This window comes from Leclercia sp. G3L (assembly GCF_021117075.1).
GTDB classification, from domain to species: domain Bacteria; phylum Pseudomonadota; class Gammaproteobacteria; order Enterobacterales; family Enterobacteriaceae; genus Enterobacter; species Enterobacter adecarboxylatus_C.
Genome location: NZ_CP088265.1, coordinates 3077635 through 3096066, shown reverse-complemented (window position 1 = coordinate 3096066; position 18432 = coordinate 3077635). Strand labels below are relative to the sequence as shown.

Below are 18432 nucleotides of genomic sequence, written 5' to 3'. Positions count from 1 at the left end.
GAGTGGGTGGAATGTGATATTATAACATTCTATGACTTCTGCAAGCATAAAATTGACATGACGAATCTGGTAACTCTCGAAAACATTTCGGTTTCATTCGGTCAGCGCCGCGTCCTCTCTGACGTTTCGCTGGATTTGAAACCCGGTAAAATTTTGACGCTGCTTGGCCCCAATGGCGCGGGTAAATCGACGCTGGTGCGCGTGGTGCTGGGCCTGGTAGCACCCGACAGCGGCCTTATCAAGCGTGACCGGCAGCTGCGCATCGGCTATGTACCGCAGAAGCTGCACCTGGACGCCACCCTGCCGCTGACGGTCAGCCGTTTTCTGCGTCTGCGTCCCGATACGCGCAAAGAGGACATACTTCCGGCGCTCAAGCGGGTACAGGCCGGGCATCTGATCGACGCGCCCCTGCAAAAGCTCTCCGGGGGCGAGACCCAGCGCGTGCTGCTGGCCCGCGCCCTGCTCAACAAGCCGCAGCTGCTGGTGCTCGACGAGCCTACCCAGGGGGTGGACGTCAACGGTCAGGTGGCGCTGTATGACCTGATCGATCAGCTGCGCAAAGAGCTGGACTGCGCCGTGCTGATGGTGTCACACGATCTGCATCTGGTGATGGCAAAAACGGACGAAGTGCTCTGTCTGAACCATCACATCTGCTGTTCTGGCACACCGGAAGTGGTCTCCATGCACCCTGAGTTTATCTCGATGTTTGGCCCACGCGGCGCCGAGCAGCTGGGCATTTATCGCCACCATCACAACCACCGCCATGATTTGCAGGGACGCATTGTCCTGCGCCGGGGAAACGGTAACTCATGATTGAATTATTATTGCCCGGCTGGCTGGCCGGGATGATGCTCGCCTGCGCGGCGGGTCCACTGGGCTCGTTTGTCGTCTGGCGTCGGATGTCTTACTTTGGCGATACCCTCGCCCACGCCTCCCTGCTGGGCGTGGCGTTTGGCTTACTGCTGGATGTTAATCCGTTCTATGCAGTGATTGCGGTGACGCTGCTGCTGGCCGCCGGTCTGGTGTGGCTGGAGAAGCGCCCGCACCTGGCGGTGGATACGCTGCTCGGGATCATGGCGCACAGCGCCCTGTCGCTGGGTCTGGTGGTGGTCAGCCTGATGTCCAACATTCGCGTGGATCTGATGGCCTATCTCTTCGGCGACCTGCTGGCGGTGACGCCGGACGATCTGATTGCTATCGCCATCGGGGTGGTAATCGTGCTGGCTATCCTGCTGTGGCAGTGGCGTAACCTGCTGGCGATGACCATCAGCCCGGATTTAGCCTTTGTTGATGGCGTGAAGCTGCAACGCGTCAAGCTGCTGCTGATGCTGGTGACCGCCCTGACCATTGGCGTGGCGATGAAGTTTGTCGGGGCGTTAATCATTACGTCGCTGCTGATCATTCCCGCCGCCACCGCGCGTCGTTTTGCCCGCACGCCGGAGCAGATGGCCAGCGTAGCCGTGGGTGTCGGGATGATTGCCGTGACCGGAGGGTTAACCTTCTCAGCGTTTTACGACACCCCTGCCGGACCGTCGGTGGTGCTGTGCGCGGCAGCGCTGTTTATCTTCAGCATGATGAAGAAACCGGCCAGCTGAGGTAATTAATTGCCCGGTGGCGCTATGCTTACCGGGCCTACAGGATCGCGCTTATCCAGGCCGGATAAGGCGCAGCCGGCCTCCGGCAATTTCCGCAGAGGTTAAGGCATCTCCGGCGGCGTAATGCCAAAGTGATCCCAGGCACGCACCGTCGCCATGCGCCCGCGTGGCGTACGCTGCAAAAAGCCCTGCTGGATCAGGTACGGCTCCAGCACATCTTCAATGGTTTCCCGCTCTTCACCAATCGCTGCCGCCAGGTTATCCAGCCCGACCGGCCCGCCAAAGAATTTGTCCAGCACCGCCAGCAGCAGCTTGCGGTCCATATAGTCAAACCCTTCGGCATCCACGTTCAGCATATCCAGCGCCTGAGCGGCGATCTCATGCGAAATGGAGCCGTCGTGCTTCACCTCGGCGAAATCACGCACCCTGCGCAGCAGTCGGTTCGCAATACGCGGCGTACCGCGGGAGCGCTTCGCCACTTCAAAAGCCCCCTCTTCGCTCATCTCCAGCCCCATGTAGCGCGCGCTGCGGCTGACGATATGCTGGAGGTCGGGCACCTGATAAAACTCGAGGCGCTGCACGATACCGAAACGGTCGCGCAGCGGCGAGGTTAACGAGCCCGCGCGGGTGGTGGCGCCAATCAGGGTGAAGGGCGGGAGATCGATCTTAATCGAGCGCGCCGCCGGACCTTCGCCAATCATGATATCCAGCTGGTAATCTTCCATCGCCGGATAGAGCACCTCTTCCACCACCGGTGACAGGCGGTGGATCTCATCGATAAACAGCACATCGTGAGGTTCGAGGTTGGTCAGCATTGCTGCCAGATCGCCCGCTTTCTCCAGCACCGGGCCGGAGGTGGTGCGCAGATTGACGCCCATCTCGTTGGCGACAATGTTGGCAAGCGTGGTTTTCCCGAGCCCTGGCGGGCCAAAAATCAGCAGGTGGTCGAGGGCGTCGCCACGAAGTTTCGCCGCCTGGATAAAGATTTCCATCTGCGAGCGCACCTGCGGCTGGCCAATATACTCATCCAGCAGCTTCGGGCGGATCGCACGGTCCACCAGATCTTCTGTCTGAACGCTGCCTGCCGAGACCAGTCGGTCTGCTTCAATCATCCTTTACCTCACAATGCAGCGCGCAGCGCTTCACGAATCAGGGTTTCACTGGTCGCGTCCGGTTTAGCAATCTTGCTGACCATCCGGCTCGCTTCCTGAGGTTTATAGCCCAGCGCCACCAGCGCGGCAACCGCTTCCTGTTCCGCATCGTCTGCTGTCGGGCCGGCAGGTGACGTCAGCACCAGGTCAGCAGCAGGGGTAAACAGATCGCCGTGCAGACCTTTAAAGCGATCTTTCATCTCAACAATCAGGCGCTCGGCCGTTTTCTTGCCGATGCCGGGAAGTTTAATCAGTGCGGCGGGGTCTTCGCGCTCAACGGCGTTAACAAACTGTGGAGCCGACATCCCGGAGAGGATCGCCAGCGCCAGCTTTGGCCCTACGCCGTTAGTTTTGATCAGCTCTTTAAACAGGGTGCGTTCCTGCTTATTGTTAAAGCCAAACAGCAGCTGGGCATCTTCACGCACGACAAAGTGGGTGAAGACAATCGCCTCTTTGCCCGCGTCCGGCAATTCATAGAAGCAGGTCATCGGCATATGCACTTCGTAGCCCACGCCTCCGGCCTCAAGCAGCACTATCGGGGGTTGTTTTTCTAAGATGATGCCTCTGAGTCTGCCTATCACGTGACGCTCCTGCGTTAAGGGCTAAAAGTTACCGCTGCCATAATAAAAAAAGGCTGGATAAACATCCAGCCTGATTTCATATTTAGCACAATCGACCGCGCGCCAGATTGAGCCGCGACTCGCTTATCTGCATCGCGTTCTGGCTGACGTGGCAGTGGGTAATGGCGATCGCCAGGGCATCGGCGGCATCCGCCTGCGGATTGGCGGGCAGTTTTAACAAGGTTCGCACCATGTGCTGCACCTGGCTTTTGTCTGCTCCACCGTTCCCCACCACGGTTTGCTTGACCTGCCGCGCGGCGTATTCAAACACCGGCAGATCCTGATTTACCGCCGCGACAATCGCCACGCCGCGTGCCTGACCGAGCTTCAGCGCCGAGTCGGCGTTCTTCGCCATAAACACCTGTTCGATGGCGAAATAGTCCGGCTGGAACTGGGTAATGATCTCCGTCACGCCCGCGTAGATGAGCTTCAGACGCGACGGCAGATCGTCCACTTTGGTACGGATACAACCGCTGCCAAGGTAGGTCAACTGACGCCCGACCTGGCGGATTACGCCATAACCGGTGATGCGTGAGCCCGGGTCAATACCGAGAATAATCGCCATCACGCCTCTCCGGTTGTCGGTTTACGTTGGGCCATTACAGCGTAGCCGCAACCTCGTCGGAGATTTCACCGTTGTGGTAAACTTCCTGCACATCGTCGCAGTCTTCGAGCATGTCGATCAGACGCAGCAGTTTTGGTGCGGTTTCCGCATCCATGTCCGCTTTGGTGGACGGGATCATGGTGACTTCAGCGGCGTCGGCTTTCAGACCTGCCGCTTCCAGCGCATCACGCACCGCACCCATCTCTTCCCATGCGGTATAGACGTCAATCGCGCCGTCGTCATAGGTCACAACATCTTCGGCACCGGCTTCCAGCGCCGCTTCCATGATCACGTCTTCGTCGCCTTTCTCGAAGGAGATCACCCCTTTTTTGCTGAACAGGTAGGCCACGGAACCGTCGGTACCCAGGTTGCCACCGGTTTTGGTGAAGGCGTGACGCACTTCCGCAACGGTACGGTTACGGTTGTCGGACAGACACTCAATCATCACCGCCGTGCCGCCTGGACCGTAACCTTCATAGATGATGGTTTCCATGTTGGTGTCATCGTCGCCGCCTACGCCACGGGCGATAGCACGGTTCAGGGTGTCACGCGTCATGTTGTTGCTCAGCGCTTTATCGATCGCTGCGCGCAGACGTGGGTTGGAGCCGGCATCGCCGCCGCCCAGACGGGCCGCGGTAACCAGTTCACGAATGATTTTGGTAAAGATCTTACCGCGTTTGGCATCCTGTGCCGCTTTGCGGTGTTTAGTGTTGGCCCACTTACTATGACCTGCCATAAAAAGTTCTCCAAAAAGCGCGCCCTCTCAGGCGGCGTTAATTACAAATTCTTCAATCGCCTGCCGGTTGCTCCACGACTTGGTTAACGACGCGGCCTCGGCCGCGTTAACCCAGCGGTAGGTCAGGTGTTCGGTGAACACGATCTCCCGCTCGTGAGGAAGCGCAAGGCAGAACCAGGATTCCGTATTGCGTTCAGTCCCCGGCGCGTAGCGATGACGTAAATGGCTAAAAATTTCAAAATCCACCGTGCGCTGACAGTCCTTCAGGGTCAGTTGCTCGCGAGCAACGTCAATGGCGACCTCTTCCTTTACTTCGCGCGCGGCGGCCTGCAGCGCGGTTTCACCCTCTTCCAGGCTGCCGGTAACCGACTGCCAGAACGCGGGATCGTCGCGCCGCTGCAACATCAGCACCCGCTTCGTGTCCTGGGCATAAATGACAACTAAGACAGAAACGGGAAGCTTATATGTCATATCAGTTTTTCTCTTCCTTTTTCACCACTTCGATACCCAGCTCGCTCAGTGAGGTTGGGTTAGCAAAGCTTGGCGCTTCGGTCATCAGACAGGCAGCGGCGGTGGTTTTCGGGAAAGCGATAACGTCACGAATGTTGTCGGTACCGGTCAGCAGCATGGTCAGGCGATCCAGACCAAAGGCCAGGCCTGCGTGCGGAGGCGTACCGTACTTCAGGGCATCCAGCAGGAAGCCGAACTTCTCGCGCTGTTCCTGTTCGTTGATACCCAGAATACCGAACACCGTCTGCTGCATTTCCATGCTGTGAATACGCACGGAACCGCCGCCCACTTCGTAGCCGTTGATGACCATATCATAGGCGTTAGCGACCGCGTCTTCCGGTGCCGCTTTCAGTTCTGCCGCGCTCATCTCTTTTGCCGAGGTGAACGGGTGGTGCATTGCGGTCAGACCGCCTTCGCCGTCGTCTTCGAACATCGGGAAGTCGATCACCCACAGCGGCGCCCATTTGGCTTCGTCGGTCAGGTTCAGGTCTTTACCCAGTTTCAGGCGCAGTGCGCCCATTGAATCGGCAACCACTTTCTTGTTGTCCGCGCCGAAGAAGATCATGTCCCCGTCCTGGGCTTCAGTGCGCGCCAGAATGGATTCGACGATCTCAGCGTTGAGGAATTTGGCGACCGGGCTGGTGATGCCTTCAATGCCTTTCGCACGCTCGGTGACTTTGATGTAAGCCAGGCCTTTCGCGCCATAGATCTTAATGAAGTTGCCGTAGTCGTCGATCTGCTTGCGGCTCAGGCTCGCACCACCCGGCACGCGCAGGGCAGCCACGCGGCCTTTCGGATCGTTCGCCGGGCCGGAGAAGACGGCGAATTCAACGTCTTTCACCAGGTCAGCAACGTCCACCAGCTCCATCGGGTTACGCAGGTCTGGTTTGTCGGATCCGTAGCGACGCTCGGCTTCGGCGAAGGTCATGATCGGGAAGTCGCCCAGATCCACACCCTTCACGTCCAGCCACAGGCTGCGCACCAGTGCTTCCATCACTTCACGCACCTGCTCGGCGGTCATGAAGGAGGTCTCGACGTCGATCTGGGTAAATTCAGGCTGGCGGTCAGCACGCAGATCTTCGTCGCGGAAGCATTTAACGATCTGGTAGTAACGGTCAAAGCCGGACATCATCAGCAGCTGTTTGAACAGCTGAGGAGACTGCGGCAGCGCGTAGAATTTGCCTTTATGTACACGGGATGGCACGAGGTAGTCACGTGCGCCTTCCGGGGTCGCTTTGGTCAGCATCGGGGTTTCGATATCGAGGAAACCGTGATCGTCCATAAAGCGGCGCACCAGGCTGGTGATTTTCGCACGGGTTTTCAGGCGATCGGCCATTTCCGGGCGACGCAGGTCGAGATAGCGATATTTCAGACGCGCTTCTTCGGTATTGACGTGGTTGAAGTCCAGCGGCAGTGATTCTGAACGGTTAATGATGGTCAGATCGGTTGCCAGCACTTCGATTTCGCCGGTCGCCATGTCGCTGTTGATGTTCTTTTCGTCACGCGCACGCACGGTGCCGGTCACCTGGATGCAGAACTCATTACGCAGCTCAGACGCCAGCTTTAACGCATCGGCACGATCCGGATCGAAAAATACCTGCACGATGCCTTCACGGTCGCGCATATCGATAAAGATAAGGCTGCCAAGATCACGACGACGGTTGACCCAACCACACAGGGTCACCTGCTGTCCGACGTGGGACTGACGCAGCTGCCCGCAATATTCTGTACGCATGAGATATCCCTTAACTTAGCCGCAGGCTACAAGGTCGCAGCTTTCTGTATGTCAAACTGGATGAAAAAAGGCGGCTATTATACTGGAAATTCCGCCAGACGATAAGAGAGAAGCACGCCAGACGCACGATTGCTGCTCGCATCTTGCATATTCTCACAAAAATTAACAAAAATATCAGACCCACAACATGCCTGGACGCGTAAGGTATTCCGGACGCTAACTTTTTAACAGGAACAACCATGCTTACACTCGACGCTGCCCGTACCGCCCTCGTGGTCATTGATTTACAGGAAGGGATCCTGCCCTTTGCCGGTGGCCCACACACGGCGGATGAGGTGGTCAGCCGCAGCGCACGTCTGGCAGAAAAATGCCGCGCCAGCGGCTCGCCGGTGGTGATGGTGCGCGTGGGCTGGTCTGCGGACTTTGCCGAGGCGCTGAAGCAGCCTGTCGACGCTCAGGGCGCGGCCCATGCCCTGCCGGACAACTGGTGGACCTATCCCGCGTCACTCGGTAAACGCGACAGCGATATCGAAGTGACCAAACGCCAGTGGGGTGCCTTCTACGGCACCGACCTGGAGCTGCAGCTGCGCCGTCGCGGCATTGAGACTATTATTCTGTGTGGGATCGCCACCAACATTGGCGTGGAATCCACCGCGCGTAACGCCTGGGAGCTGGGCTTTAATCTGGTGATCGCCGAAGATGCGTGCAGCACGGCCACCGCCGAGCAGCATCAGGCCAGCGTGACGCATATCTTCCCGCGCATCAGCCGCGTGCGCAGCACCGACGAGATTATCAACGCACTATGATCTATCTGGGTTTACCCCAATGGTCGCACCCGAAATGGGTGCGGCTGGGTATCAACGGTCTTGAAGAGTACGCCCGCCACTTTAACTGCGTGACGCGGTAATATTTTAAATCACTAAAGAACGCCCAAGAGCATGTGTTTTCTTTAGCCTAATCAATGCATTAAAAACATCCATCATATGAAACTCGGTAAAGTTCATATGTGTTAAAATGTCCCACCCATGCCCCAAAACGGGCATCTTTGCCCCATCCCTGCCCCAAAAACCCCCCTTAAAAAGCTGCGCACCCTCCGTTGACACTGTATAAAAAAACAGTATAAATTGCGTGCTAAATCATTGTTGCTTTGGAGGCGGTATGTTCGTCGAACTGGTTTATGACAAACGAAATGTTGCGGGACTCGCAGGTGCCAGGGAAATTATCCTGGAGGAATTAACTAAGCGCGTGCACCGGATCTTTCCTGATGCCGAAGTGAAGGTTAAGCCGATGCAGGCTAACGGCTTGAACAGCGATGCCAGCAAAAGTGATCGGGAAAAGCTGAACCGCATGCTGGAGGAGATGTTTGAAGAAGCCGATATGTGGATGAGTTCAGAGTGACGTATTAAGTACTGGAAAGATCCAGTCATCTTTTTAGTTCGCTTCACGTCTTGAAAGGAATGCATATTTAGCATTGACAAATTTCTTAGGGTGCTACAGTAGTATCAGTACCTCTCTCTTGGTAAAATTATATGAGCAAGTTCTGCATGGTGTAAAGAATGGCAATGCGTTGGCTTCCCCTCTCCTCATCGATACATGTACTTCATAAGAGGTTTATATGAATAAACACCTGCCTAAAATAAAGATCATTTTCGATAATAACGTATGGGACCTTTTATGCAAATGGGATATAAAATTACACAGTTCGTATTTTTCCGAACATTTCGAAAAAATATATCCTAAGGTGGTAGGTGTTGAGCATGACCACGTTAATACTCCACCTGAAGTAAAAAAATATAAAGATGAGCAATTAGAAGCAATGGACTATTATTCCCCATCACATTTTGGTTTCGCAGATCAACCAGCCAGTTCTGGCTTTGGGCAAGGCTTCATGGCTGATGAAAGCGATATGGAATTCATAGGTTCCGAACATAAAGAAATTAAGAGGAATGTACCATTTCCTCAGGGTTTTGCGGATAAAAACATATTAGCATTCGCAAACAGATCCAATGCTTATGTGGTTACTATGGATGACAAAAAACCATTCAAAAATATGCCTAATGTCATTTCCCTTAAAGAAATAAAAAACAATGAAATGACAACTCAACAATTCACAATATTTTTATTGTCGATTATAAAAAAGAAAATTAACGATACTTCCGGTTTTAATATTTAACTTAAAAAGCACCGCGCATTAACAAGTACGCGGCGTAAATTACCCAAGATCCTTTTGGGTTTTGTTGTACTGCAGCCACAAATGCGGCGTGAATGTCGGAACGGCGGGGCATGGTGACCTCTCAATTATTATTACTGTGTGTTTATACAGTAGTTTTAAGAGGGGGGCCAGGGCAAGGAGGCTGTGCCTATTGATAATTACTGCTGAACATCTGGTTGTACTGCCGAATTAACCAAGCGAGTGCATAGAAATTTTTCAGAGACAGAGGTTAAGCCGATGCCGGGCATACTGGGAGAAGTTTTCGAAGAAGCCAATATGTGGCTGGTTTCGGAATAAGTCATGTAAACCCCTAAGGACTGCATCGATCATCGCAAGCCGCTTCGTGTCACAAATGATTAAACCACCTGTTTAGGCCATCGCCTTCTGCGCGGAGTTGGAAGGATGGAGCGCTTAGTAAGCCGGGTTCCGCATACGGAACATACCGCGCCGTGTGGCAGATTTTGCTCGGGATTGAAGGAGGTGAAAAAGAACCGATTACTTTTGCAAACAGGACAAATGAATTTCATAGCAGGTATGATGCCTCCAGGCTGTTAGCTGATCCACTACACCTCATCATGTTAGCTAAAGGATAGTTTAATAATCCTTAATGTTCTGGTAGTCATGGTCGGACCAGGCATCATTTTAAGCGGTATTTAAACTTGCTCCTTATCGCACCAAATATTTAATAACGTCCCTAAGAGGCCGATAAGCCCCGACACGATAAGCACAAACAAAACGGCTAACAAAGCAACACTCGCCATCCGAGACTCCTTATCAACATCGCAAAAAAAAGCCTGCCTATTAAGCAGGCAAAAGAAACCAGCACAAACAAACAGCTTACTCTGATACAGGTGCCGGGTGCCTCCCGGTGACTCGTTACCAGTCATACGAGCCGCAAGCATATTTACACCTACAGAACTGGATTGCCCCGCCGCATAGGGGGATTCACCTTCATTAAATTTAGATGATTTTAAACGAAGCGCTAATGCTTCCTACCTAAAGTAATGGCTAATGCCGCCGATATGTTAACTACCTGCGTCATGAACGCAGGATTAATAACAAAGCTAAGGGAGTTGTGCCCGCTCCCGTGCGGGCTTTTTTTTCTTCAAAGACATCGAAATGCTGCTGATGATAATTACTGATGAACATCCTGGTGCCGTTACGCTTTCAGCGCCTGAACCTCAGCCTGCAGCTTGTCTAACTTCTGGTTTGTCGCCTGTAGCGCTAATGTCAGCTTAGCGATCATGGCGTCTTTATCCAGAATGTAACTTTTTGCAAATACCGCATTGTCATGAATATCCTCTCCAGGAGAGATGCCCTCACCCTTGACAGTTTCTGGTGAAGTCTCAGCCAGGTCGTTTGCAATGAAGCTGAGTTTAGTTTCACTCTCCGGCAGGATGCCACGCGCTTTGTACTTAAAGGTAGCCGGCTTCCACTGCAAAACCTCCGTCAGCGCAGCCATTTTGTCAGTAACGTATACTTTGTTCTTTTTAAGTTCGGCATCACAGGTACTTTGCATCTGGATAGTACCTACGTTTGATGAGTCAATGTAGGCTATTAGCGTGCTATTCAACCAGTTGAAATTGAAGGCGTTATCATGATTATCAACCCCACCTGTCCCGGCCCGACAGGTATACCCGCCAGCCACGGATATAGACGCGATGTCCTGACTGGCGGAACTTGAAGCACCTATTCTCATAATCCTGCGCGTATAGGGCTCACCCGCTTTATTGTAGGGATAACTGTTCACGAAAACGCCCGCGTTAGTATTCCCGAACAGTTGCAATGAGGGTGATATTCCGGTCTGTCCCTTAAATACTGCGCCGTTACAGAATATCTGCCCATTTTGCCCAATCTCTACGACATCGGCGTCAGCCGGAGGGGTTCCCCCTTTGACAGTGATACGGCCCCGACGGGTAATAGCCCCGGTAGCGTCCTTAAAATACAATGCTTCAAACAAAGCAGAAGCGGCCTCGGCTCCTGCGATATTAAATTGAGAGCGTATCTGACCACCTAAAGTAGACGTGCTATTACCTGGCACTGATGCGCTGTTGATTAATGATATCCATGTACCATTGGCCTGCGTCAGTTCAATGCTGTCAATTCGGTTTGCCATGTAATTTCCTTATGCCCAGACACGAGCAGGCGTTTTGGGTGTCACGATGAATTCATCCAGCGGTGATAAATCAAGCCCGTCATTCATTACCCGGATATTGGCGTGATAACCGGGTTCCCCGGAATATTTTATTAACTCGTTTTCCTGCCCCGGATTTTCAATATCGCTGACGATGGTAATAACCCCGATGACATCCAGGCTGATATCCGGGTGATATAACCCGCCCTGCTCCTCATCATCCACAAACCCCGCCGCGGTTAATTGCGTGCGCATTTCATCGGCGTCAGCAAAGCGCAGATATAAGTCTCTCATTATCTAAGTCCTTTGATTTGATTTACAGTTAGTTCACGATGCCATATACGGAAATTACGAATGTAATATACGAATTTACCATTTGCAGAACCTACTGAGTTTGAAATATTCGTTGGTTTTGTAGTGGTGTTTGACGGAAGCTGTGCTCTGTAGGATGGATTACCATCGTAATACATTGTGCAATCATCCACACTCGTCACATGAACAACCATAGCTAAAACACCTGGTGTAACTGGTATTGATGGTGTTCCACTACCATCCCTGAACGATTGAATTCTATTAGCTGCAATGACTCTACAGATAATGTCGTTCGTCGCACCTGGTACACGCACAACATCGGCGTAACCCGTGGTTATTGTATACTTAGGCATGAATTCAAACGCCACGGTACGTTTAAATTTATCCGCCAAAGTTTGATAGCCAGTATTGGTGTTAACAATACTCCATAAGTCAGGGGAACGAGTAACTGTAGAAGCTACTGTTTTGATGTATGAAGACGGGAATGTTGATTCTTCAAGCTGAGCACCCCACAAGTAAAGTCCTGATGCTCCATCTCCGGTATAGGTTGCAACTTGGCCTGGTTGACTTAATTGAAGACGAATCACTGTTGATTGAGTGTTTGTAGCAGTAAAAACCATCCATACACGATAGATACCATTACCTAAACTCTCAAAACCTCTGTCAGTAATAGGGGCAGAGAAGTTGTCGCTACCCCATTTACCATTAGTTACATCAAAAAATGTACCACTTGTTGTCCCTGATGCGGTACGTAAGTACAACCAACGATTTCCTTGACTCGCCTTTACATAAGTAGAGAAACAATAACTCGTGCCTGCTGTTAAAGCTATGTTTCTATCTCCTGCGTAGTGTTCACCACCTGCTGTATTTTCAGTAATAAGCGACATAGTGTTTTCACCTGTCGGAGATGTACTTGCGTTACTCGTGGCTGTTACGCCACTACCTGCCCCAATGGTTTCCGAGTAGATGTATAGATTTGTAGAACTAGATTCGAGTAACAAACCCTGCTTTTCAAAACGAGGCTCATTAATCTCCGCAGTTACCATTAAACCCGATTTGTCAATGTAGGTGGCGGTAGTAGAACGGGAGAATGTCACTGATTTTGACGCTAGTTCTAATACCTGACCAGAAATGGCGATTCTATCATATGGAGCAATACCCGCCAGCAGGCGCAAGTCGTCGTTAAGCGGTGCCCACACATCAGGATATGGCGCCGCCTCATAGGGTGCGGACGTCAGCTGCTGGGCAGCGGCCAGCGATGCTGCGGCACTACTGGCGCTGGCCCCTGCGTTGTTCTCTGACGTCCTGGCATTCGTCTCAGATGTTTTCGCATTGGTTTCTGAGGTCTTCGCAGCGTTCTTCGAAGCGAGGGCATTCCCCTCTGACGTTGCCGCGTTCGTTGCGCTGGTTGCCGCAGCGTTTTTGGAAGCCAGTGCATTCGTCTCACTGGTTTTGGCAGCGGTCGCGCTGGTCCCTGCTGCGTTCGCGGCGGTGATCAGCTTCGACCAGCTGGGGCCCGTTTTTTTCGAACCATTTGCCAGAGTAACGGTGACGTCACCAGTGCCCGATAAAATCAGGTCCTGGTTGATAATACTGCTTTGCGCCAGGCGAAAACCTTCCGTGACGGCGTTCGCTAAATCGTCATCAAGTGTGGCCATTCGTGATGTCCTTAAAATGAAAAACCCAGCCGGAGCTGGGTTATAAGGGTGTGATTATTGAATTCAGAAGAAACAACGTGTGCGCAGCCGAAATACTTATATCGGATTTTTATTCCCAGCCCGTTTAAGCCAAATCGCCAGCATCCACCTGGCCGGAATTAATTACCTGAATAACCGGAGAAGTTAGGGGAATTTCTTTTGGTAATTAACGCCATTGATGGCTGCATATCCATATGAGTAGTCGCACTGGTAATCCCTCTAAGGCCAATACGTATAGTCACAGGGCCTGAGTTTGCGGGAATATCCAGACTACCTGTAACGGGTACATAACTGTTAACCTGACGACTGACACTATTGGTGTCGTTATACGATAGCTTAAAGCCAAGAGACACTACTGTAATATCTCTCCCGTTAATATTGATATATGCTTCCAGAGCACCATTATAAGCTTCACTTTCATTCCAGACGACAAATGTCGGAACAGCGATAGTGACGTCATACGGGACCCCTCCCGCCCAGGTAACCTGTCGAAAGAAGTCTTTTTGTTTGCCCGGGTCTCCCTGAAACCTTCCACCAGGGAAGGAGAACATATTAACGACATCGCCTACGATTTTGTTCGCGTAAACTGTGCCTTTGAAGTCTCCATCCGTCGCGTAAACTGTCCCTCTGAATTCCCCACTGGTTGCGTATATCGTCCCCCTGACCGTCACACCGTTAAGCGTGGCATACCCGGATTTATTGATATGCCAGCCGACATTCCCGGTCCCGTCCCAGTTACTGGACTGGATGTAATTGCCGATCTTGGCGTTATCCATAGAACCATCCTGGATGAACACCGATCGCAGGAACATCTGGCCACCGGTTGCGGCAAACACCAGCTCCTGCCCATTGGATGCCGGGTTATAAACCGCGAACGTATCGGCAGAGATCAGGAAGTTTGAGGAGCCCGAGGCATCAATGCCCAGCTGAATACCCGCGATGCGTTTAACACCGTTCGCCTCTACCTGAACTTTAACGCCCCACTGCGCGCTCAGCTTTCCGTTGATATCAGCAACAGCTTTACTGGTCGTCTGGACACTGGTATTGGTATCGCCGATCGCAGCCGTAACCTGCTCAATGCTGGTCGCTGTGGCGCTTTCCAGATCCGTAACGGCTTTATCAATGCGCGTAATGGCGGCGGCGTTGGTCTGACCGTTTTCCTCAACCGTCGCCTTAAGCGTGGTGACCTGCTCCGCCACGGCACTCGTGGCATCCGCGGCGGTCTTCCGGCTTTCGATGATTTCAGCCATCGTTTTCGTTTCGCCAACAGCATACGTCACGCGCTGTTCAGAGAACGCGGTGAAGCTGGCGAGCGCATTGGTGACGTTGCCGACAATACCGGCGTCCCGGCTGGCCGTGTTGCCGTCCACATCCACTTTCAGCGTATCGATGCGGCGGCCGAGCGCGCTGTCAGCATTCGTGCGGGCCGTGGTTTCCGTGCTGATGTCCGAAGTGTTCTGGTCGGTCGTGGCCTTAACCGCAGCCAGCGCGGTGGTCTGCGCCTTGTTGTTATCAGCGACGGTTTTGGTGACTGTGGTGATATCTGCGGTGTTTTTGCCGACGGTAACCTGCAGGCCCGAAAGCGTGGTGGCCTGAGCCTCCTGCTCAGTTGTCAGCGTCGCCAGCTCCTGAGTAACGGAAGCCTGGTTAGCGTTAACGGTCGATTCCAGCTTCTTACGCTCTGTCACCTCCGCCTCCTGCGCCGTGATGCGCGCCTGGCGTTCGGCGTACAGCAGACCCGAGGCCAGTTTTGACGGGTCGTCACCGGTATAACCGCCCCGGATCTGCGTCGCCAGCGTCTCGCGCGCCGTGGCTTCCGCCTGGTCGCCGGTAACACGGGCTGTCGTTTCCTGCTGCAGCGCCGCCATCCCGGCGCTCGGCGTTGGCCGCCCGATCGCCACCCAGTCAATCAGGAAGTAGTTTGTCGCGTCCTGTTTACTGGAAAGGTCCAGCCGAATCTGGTTAATCGTCGTCTCGGCCAGCCAGGGGATATCGTCGCATTCCAGCGTGGCAACGCCGTCGGCGTTATACGCCGGTTCGGCCACCACGAAGCGGTTGGTTTCGTTGAAACTGGCCGCATTGCGCCAGCGGATTTCCCCCGCCCATGCAGGCGATCCCACTTTCCTGATGCGTAGCTTCAGAAAGCGATACGCAGCTGCTGTTATGCCCAGCGTCGCAGGAGAAGTAACGTACGGGTCCGATGCGTGGTTGGCAGGACGCAGCCAGCCGTTAACAATGGTCGGCGTGCCGTTGCCGGACCAGCCCTCTACAGTCGAATCGAAGTACCAGATTTTGGCCGGATCAAACTGAGAACCGGTCCCCGCCGACACCTGCGCAATCTGCTGCGCCAGCGATTCGGTGGTGGTCTGAATCGTCTGGTTGACGTTGCTGATATCCGCGACGCGCTCGTTCTTCTCGGTCAACAGCGCCTGGCCCCGGGCCGTCGCCTCATCGGTGATGGCTTTCTTACGGTCCGTGACCTCCTGTGCCAGGCCTGCTTTGGTCGCCGCCGACTCTGTTGAGACTTTGCTGATGTCATCGCGGGCAGACTGAATATCATCGCTGAGATCGGCCATTTCTGAGGTCAGCTTCTCATACGTCTCCGTCTGCTTAATCTGGTTGTCGAGTTCAGGCAAATAATCGCTCGCGCTCGAGCTGGAACCACCTATTATCCAGGCTGTCCATGGACTTTTATTGCCTATACGGTCAATCAACCGTGCCCGATACCAGAACTCCGTTCCAGCTCGTAAACCCATCTGCTGATACGAATGCTGCGGATAAGGGATATCGCTCAACAGCAGCGGGCTGGAGCCAGCAGCATCCGTGGCATAATGGACCTCAGTCTGCATGGTATCGGCGGTTCCTGCCGGAAAATCCCAGTCAATCTGGCATCCCCAGACCAGTGGGGTCGTGCGGAAGTTTATTGGTGCCGGCGGCTGACCCACTTTCCCGGTGAGCTGAACTTCTGTCGACGTGGACCACACCGAGGCAATATCCAGCGCATTGATAGCGCGAACGCGCACAACGTAGCGCCCCGTATAGATACCATCGACCTCAAAGCGCGTGTTGCCGGTTCGCGGGACGTTAATCCAGTCGCCATTATTCTGGCGCCACTGCGCCTCGTATGCGATTGCGCTGGCCATCGAATCCCAGGTCGCAATCAGCGTGGTAATACCAATCCCCTGCTCCACACGGTAGGCGCTGCTGATGGTGACGTTTGCCGGCGCTGCCTGACCGCGAGGTGGGACCACGGTCACAGGCCGCTCTTCCACGATCGCACCATCATCGATGCGCGCAAACTTCGTCGGATTGAACGGCAGTCCGTTAATCGTGACAGTGTCGTCTGAGTTAATCGCGATGCGCTTCACGCGAAACAGCTGGATGGCCAGATCCGCCTGGTCTAGTACCCAGCCTGATTCCGCATTCGGCGTGGTGCTGTAAGCACGGTCAACAGTCACAGCGCGTCCGCTGACGGATACCACTTTACGACTTTCCGCACGGCCCGTTGGCAGGTTGATAATCAGGGCATCGCCGGCTTTAGCGGCAACAATCCGGTCGAGCGTAATTTTGGTTCCGCTGGCAGCTGCTACGCGGCCGCCGTTATTACGCCCCGCCAGTGGGGCGTTGTTGATGCCGATGATCTTACCGACGCGCGGGATTCGCCCTTCCATCCCGGTCTTGAACTCGACGGCGTTATCGTCGTCGTTCGTCTCGATCGCCCATAAGCCGGCACGCTGCGCCTCGCTTGCACGGGTACAACCGACCGCCGTTTTTTCCAGGGTGTTAAACCCGAAGCGGGCAGAGATTCTCTGCACATGAGCGGACGCCTGGTCATCGGCGTAACCGTTGGCCGGGTTGCTGTAGGTCACGATGGCCGCAGAGTAGTTCGTCTTTTCTGAGGTGCTGGAGAAGTTGAACGCGCCCACGATATTCGATTTGTTAAACACGAAATCCGGGTCGAGTTCGCGGGGCATATCTGCGTCGACAGAAAGCAGGTTATTCGACCAGCTGATCATCCCACGGAAGATCGACGCCAGGTCCATCAGTACCGTCCAGGCATCCGTTCGCTGGGAAATGTAGAGGTCACACAGGTGGCGGGCCTCTTTGCCGCCGGCGCCGTCTGAAACGTGAACATCACAATACTGGCCAATCTGGTACAGCGTCCACTTGTCGACCAGGTTCTGCGTGATTCGCTGGCCGAGGCCATAGCGTGCCCGGGTGATGATGTCGTAAAAAATCCAAGCGGGGTTGTTCGTCCAGGCCCATTTAAACGTCCCGTCCCAGTTGCCGGTGTATGTCCGGGTGTTCGGATCGTAGTTCGCCGGCACCCGGCAAATTATGCCCTTCATTTTGACCGTAACGGTCGGGGTGCGCCCGTCGAACAGCTTCGCGTCAAACTGGATGAACAGCAGCGCTGTGTGCGGATAGCGCAATTTGGCGTCGACGATCTCGGTCATCGACTCAATGCGCGTCGTATCGGCATGGCGCCCATCGTTACTGTTACTGGTTAGCCGCCGAACCCGGATCTGCCAGCCCGACGTCGCCGGCGGCAGATTGATACGGTAGCTGCGCTCATAACCTGTGTTGGCAATACCGTCCGCCTCATCCCGACCGTATTCGACATAGGTTGAGCCATCCGTCGAGATATCGACCGCATATTCCACCTGGTACCCGCTTTTGCCGCCGCTGTCGCGCAGCACATACAGGCCATTCGGAAATTTCAGGCGCAGGCGAACAGCCGAAAGCTGGGTATTGTTGATCGACTTCACCCACGGCGTGCCGTACTTCAGCTCGGTACCGACATTGAGCTCGTTCTCAACGGATGGAAAGCCCTGAATATAAGCCTGATCCGCTGTCCCGCTGCGCCATTCCCAGGTAACGCCCGGGAAGTTTTCAGCCCCGTTGTCATCGAGCAATGGTGTACCGTCGAGATAGATTTCTTTGCCTGTGAACCCGCCTGCTGCTTCGCCTTCCGTGAGGGCAAGCAGCAGCTTCATATAGGCTACGGATGAAATCTCAGTCCCACGGTTTCCGCCTTTATCGCTGCTCCCGCCGCCACCTTTAGCACCAGTGATCGTCATATCCATGCTTGCTCCAGGCAAAAAAATCCCGCCGAAGCGGGAGGG

15 protein-coding genes and 1 pseudogene are annotated in these 18432 nt (G+C 54.0%); 6 read left to right on the top strand and 10 right to left on the bottom strand.

All coding sequences use genetic code 11. The features are described from left to right. Positions 1–57: 57 nt before the first annotated feature. Positions 58–813 carry a zinc ABC transporter ATP-binding protein ZnuC gene (gene znuC, locus LRS40_RS16250; RefSeq protein WP_142489970.1) on the top strand — a complete coding sequence of 252 codons (756 nt, stop codon included), beginning with the start codon at positions 58–60 and terminating at the stop codon, positions 811–813. Then, positions 810–1595 (top strand): zinc ABC transporter permease subunit ZnuB, encoded by a 786-nt coding sequence (gene znuB / locus LRS40_RS16245; RefSeq protein ID WP_142489971.1) that lies wholly within the window; start codon positions 810–812, stop codon positions 1593–1595. The genes znuC and znuB overlap by 4 nt, the downstream gene beginning before the upstream one ends. A gap of 101 nt (positions 1596–1696) precedes the next feature. Here znuB and ruvB read toward each other — a convergent pair whose 3' ends face one another. The 6 genes from ruvB to aspS all read right to left on the bottom strand — a co-directional run bounded on the left by ruvB (position 1697) and on the right by aspS (position 6951). Further along, complete coding sequence (ruvB, locus tag LRS40_RS16240; protein ID WP_142489972.1) at positions 1697–2707, bottom strand: Holliday junction branch migration DNA helicase RuvB; 1011 nt, start codon at positions 2705–2707, stop codon at positions 1697–1699. 8 nt (positions 2708–2715) lie between these two features. Further along, complete coding sequence (gene ruvA, locus LRS40_RS16235) at positions 2716–3327, bottom strand: Holliday junction branch migration protein RuvA (protein WP_142489973.1); 612 nt, start codon at positions 3325–3327, stop codon at positions 2716–2718. A gap of 82 nt (positions 3328–3409) precedes the next feature. Further along, entirely contained in the window at positions 3410–3931 is a 522-nt protein-coding gene (gene ruvC / locus LRS40_RS16230) for a crossover junction endodeoxyribonuclease RuvC (protein ID WP_231312083.1), read from the bottom strand. Positions 3932–3965: 34 nt separating this feature from the next. Next, positions 3966–4706 carry a YebC/PmpR family DNA-binding transcriptional regulator gene (locus tag LRS40_RS16225; protein ID WP_032611949.1) on the bottom strand — a complete coding sequence of 247 codons (741 nt, stop codon included), beginning with the start codon at positions 4704–4706 and terminating at the stop codon, positions 3966–3968. 27 nt (positions 4707–4733) lie between these two features. Continuing rightward, positions 4734–5177 carry a dihydroneopterin triphosphate diphosphatase gene (gene nudB / locus LRS40_RS16220; protein WP_231312082.1) on the bottom strand — a complete coding sequence of 148 codons (444 nt, stop codon included), beginning with the start codon at positions 5175–5177 and terminating at the stop codon, positions 4734–4736. Position 5178: 1 nt separating this feature from the next. Continuing rightward, positions 5179–6951, bottom strand: a complete 1773-nt coding sequence (aspS, locus tag LRS40_RS16215; RefSeq protein WP_231312081.1) for an aspartate--tRNA ligase — start codon at positions 6949–6951, stop codon at positions 5179–5181. Between the two features lie 239 nt (positions 6952–7190). On the opposite strand from aspS, the gene LRS40_RS16210 reads away from it, so the two are divergent. The 4 genes and pseudogenes from LRS40_RS16210 (at position 7191) to LRS40_RS16195 (ending at position 9124) form a co-directional block, all read left to right on the top strand. After that, positions 7191–7757 (top strand): hydrolase, encoded by a 567-nt coding sequence (locus LRS40_RS16210; RefSeq protein WP_142489977.1) that lies wholly within the window; start codon positions 7191–7193, stop codon positions 7755–7757. Then, positions 7754–7849, top strand: a pseudogene (locus LRS40_RS16205) (hypothetical protein); the annotation flags it as partial. The gene LRS40_RS16210 and the pseudogene LRS40_RS16205, both read left to right, overlap by 4 nt. Positions 7850–8109: 260 nt before the next feature. After that, the gene (locus LRS40_RS16200) at positions 8110–8349 is read left to right on the top strand and encodes a DinI family protein (protein WP_231312080.1); all 240 of its coding nucleotides are present in this window, start codon (positions 8110–8112) and stop codon (positions 8347–8349) included. Positions 8350–8566: 217 nt separating this feature from the next. Then, positions 8567–9124, top strand: a complete 558-nt coding sequence (locus LRS40_RS16195; RefSeq protein ID WP_231312079.1) for a hypothetical protein — start codon at positions 8567–8569, stop codon at positions 9122–9124. Between the two features lie 1198 nt (positions 9125–10322). On the opposite strand, the gene LRS40_RS16190 is transcribed toward LRS40_RS16195, so the two are convergent. The 4 genes from LRS40_RS16190 to LRS40_RS16175 all read right to left on the bottom strand — a co-directional run bounded on the left by LRS40_RS16190 (position 10323) and on the right by LRS40_RS16175 (position 18393). After that, positions 10323–11279, bottom strand: a complete 957-nt coding sequence (locus tag LRS40_RS16190) for a tail fiber domain-containing protein (protein WP_231312077.1) — start codon at positions 11277–11279, stop codon at positions 10323–10325. Between the two features lie 9 nt (positions 11280–11288). Beyond that, entirely contained in the window at positions 11289–11591 is a 303-nt protein-coding gene (locus tag LRS40_RS16185) for a hypothetical protein (protein WP_231312075.1), read from the bottom strand. Beyond that, the gene (locus tag LRS40_RS16180; RefSeq protein WP_231312073.1) at positions 11591–13267 is read right to left on the bottom strand and encodes a hypothetical protein; all 1677 of its coding nucleotides are present in this window, start codon (positions 13265–13267) and stop codon (positions 11591–11593) included. Before LRS40_RS16180 ends, LRS40_RS16185 begins: the two co-directional genes overlap by 1 nt. Positions 13268–13425: 158 nt before the next feature. Continuing rightward, a complete protein-coding gene (locus LRS40_RS16175; RefSeq protein ID WP_231312071.1) occupies positions 13426–18393 on the bottom strand; it encodes a DUF1983 domain-containing protein in 4968 nt (1655 codons plus the stop codon). Between the last annotated feature and the right edge of the window lie 39 nt (positions 18394–18432).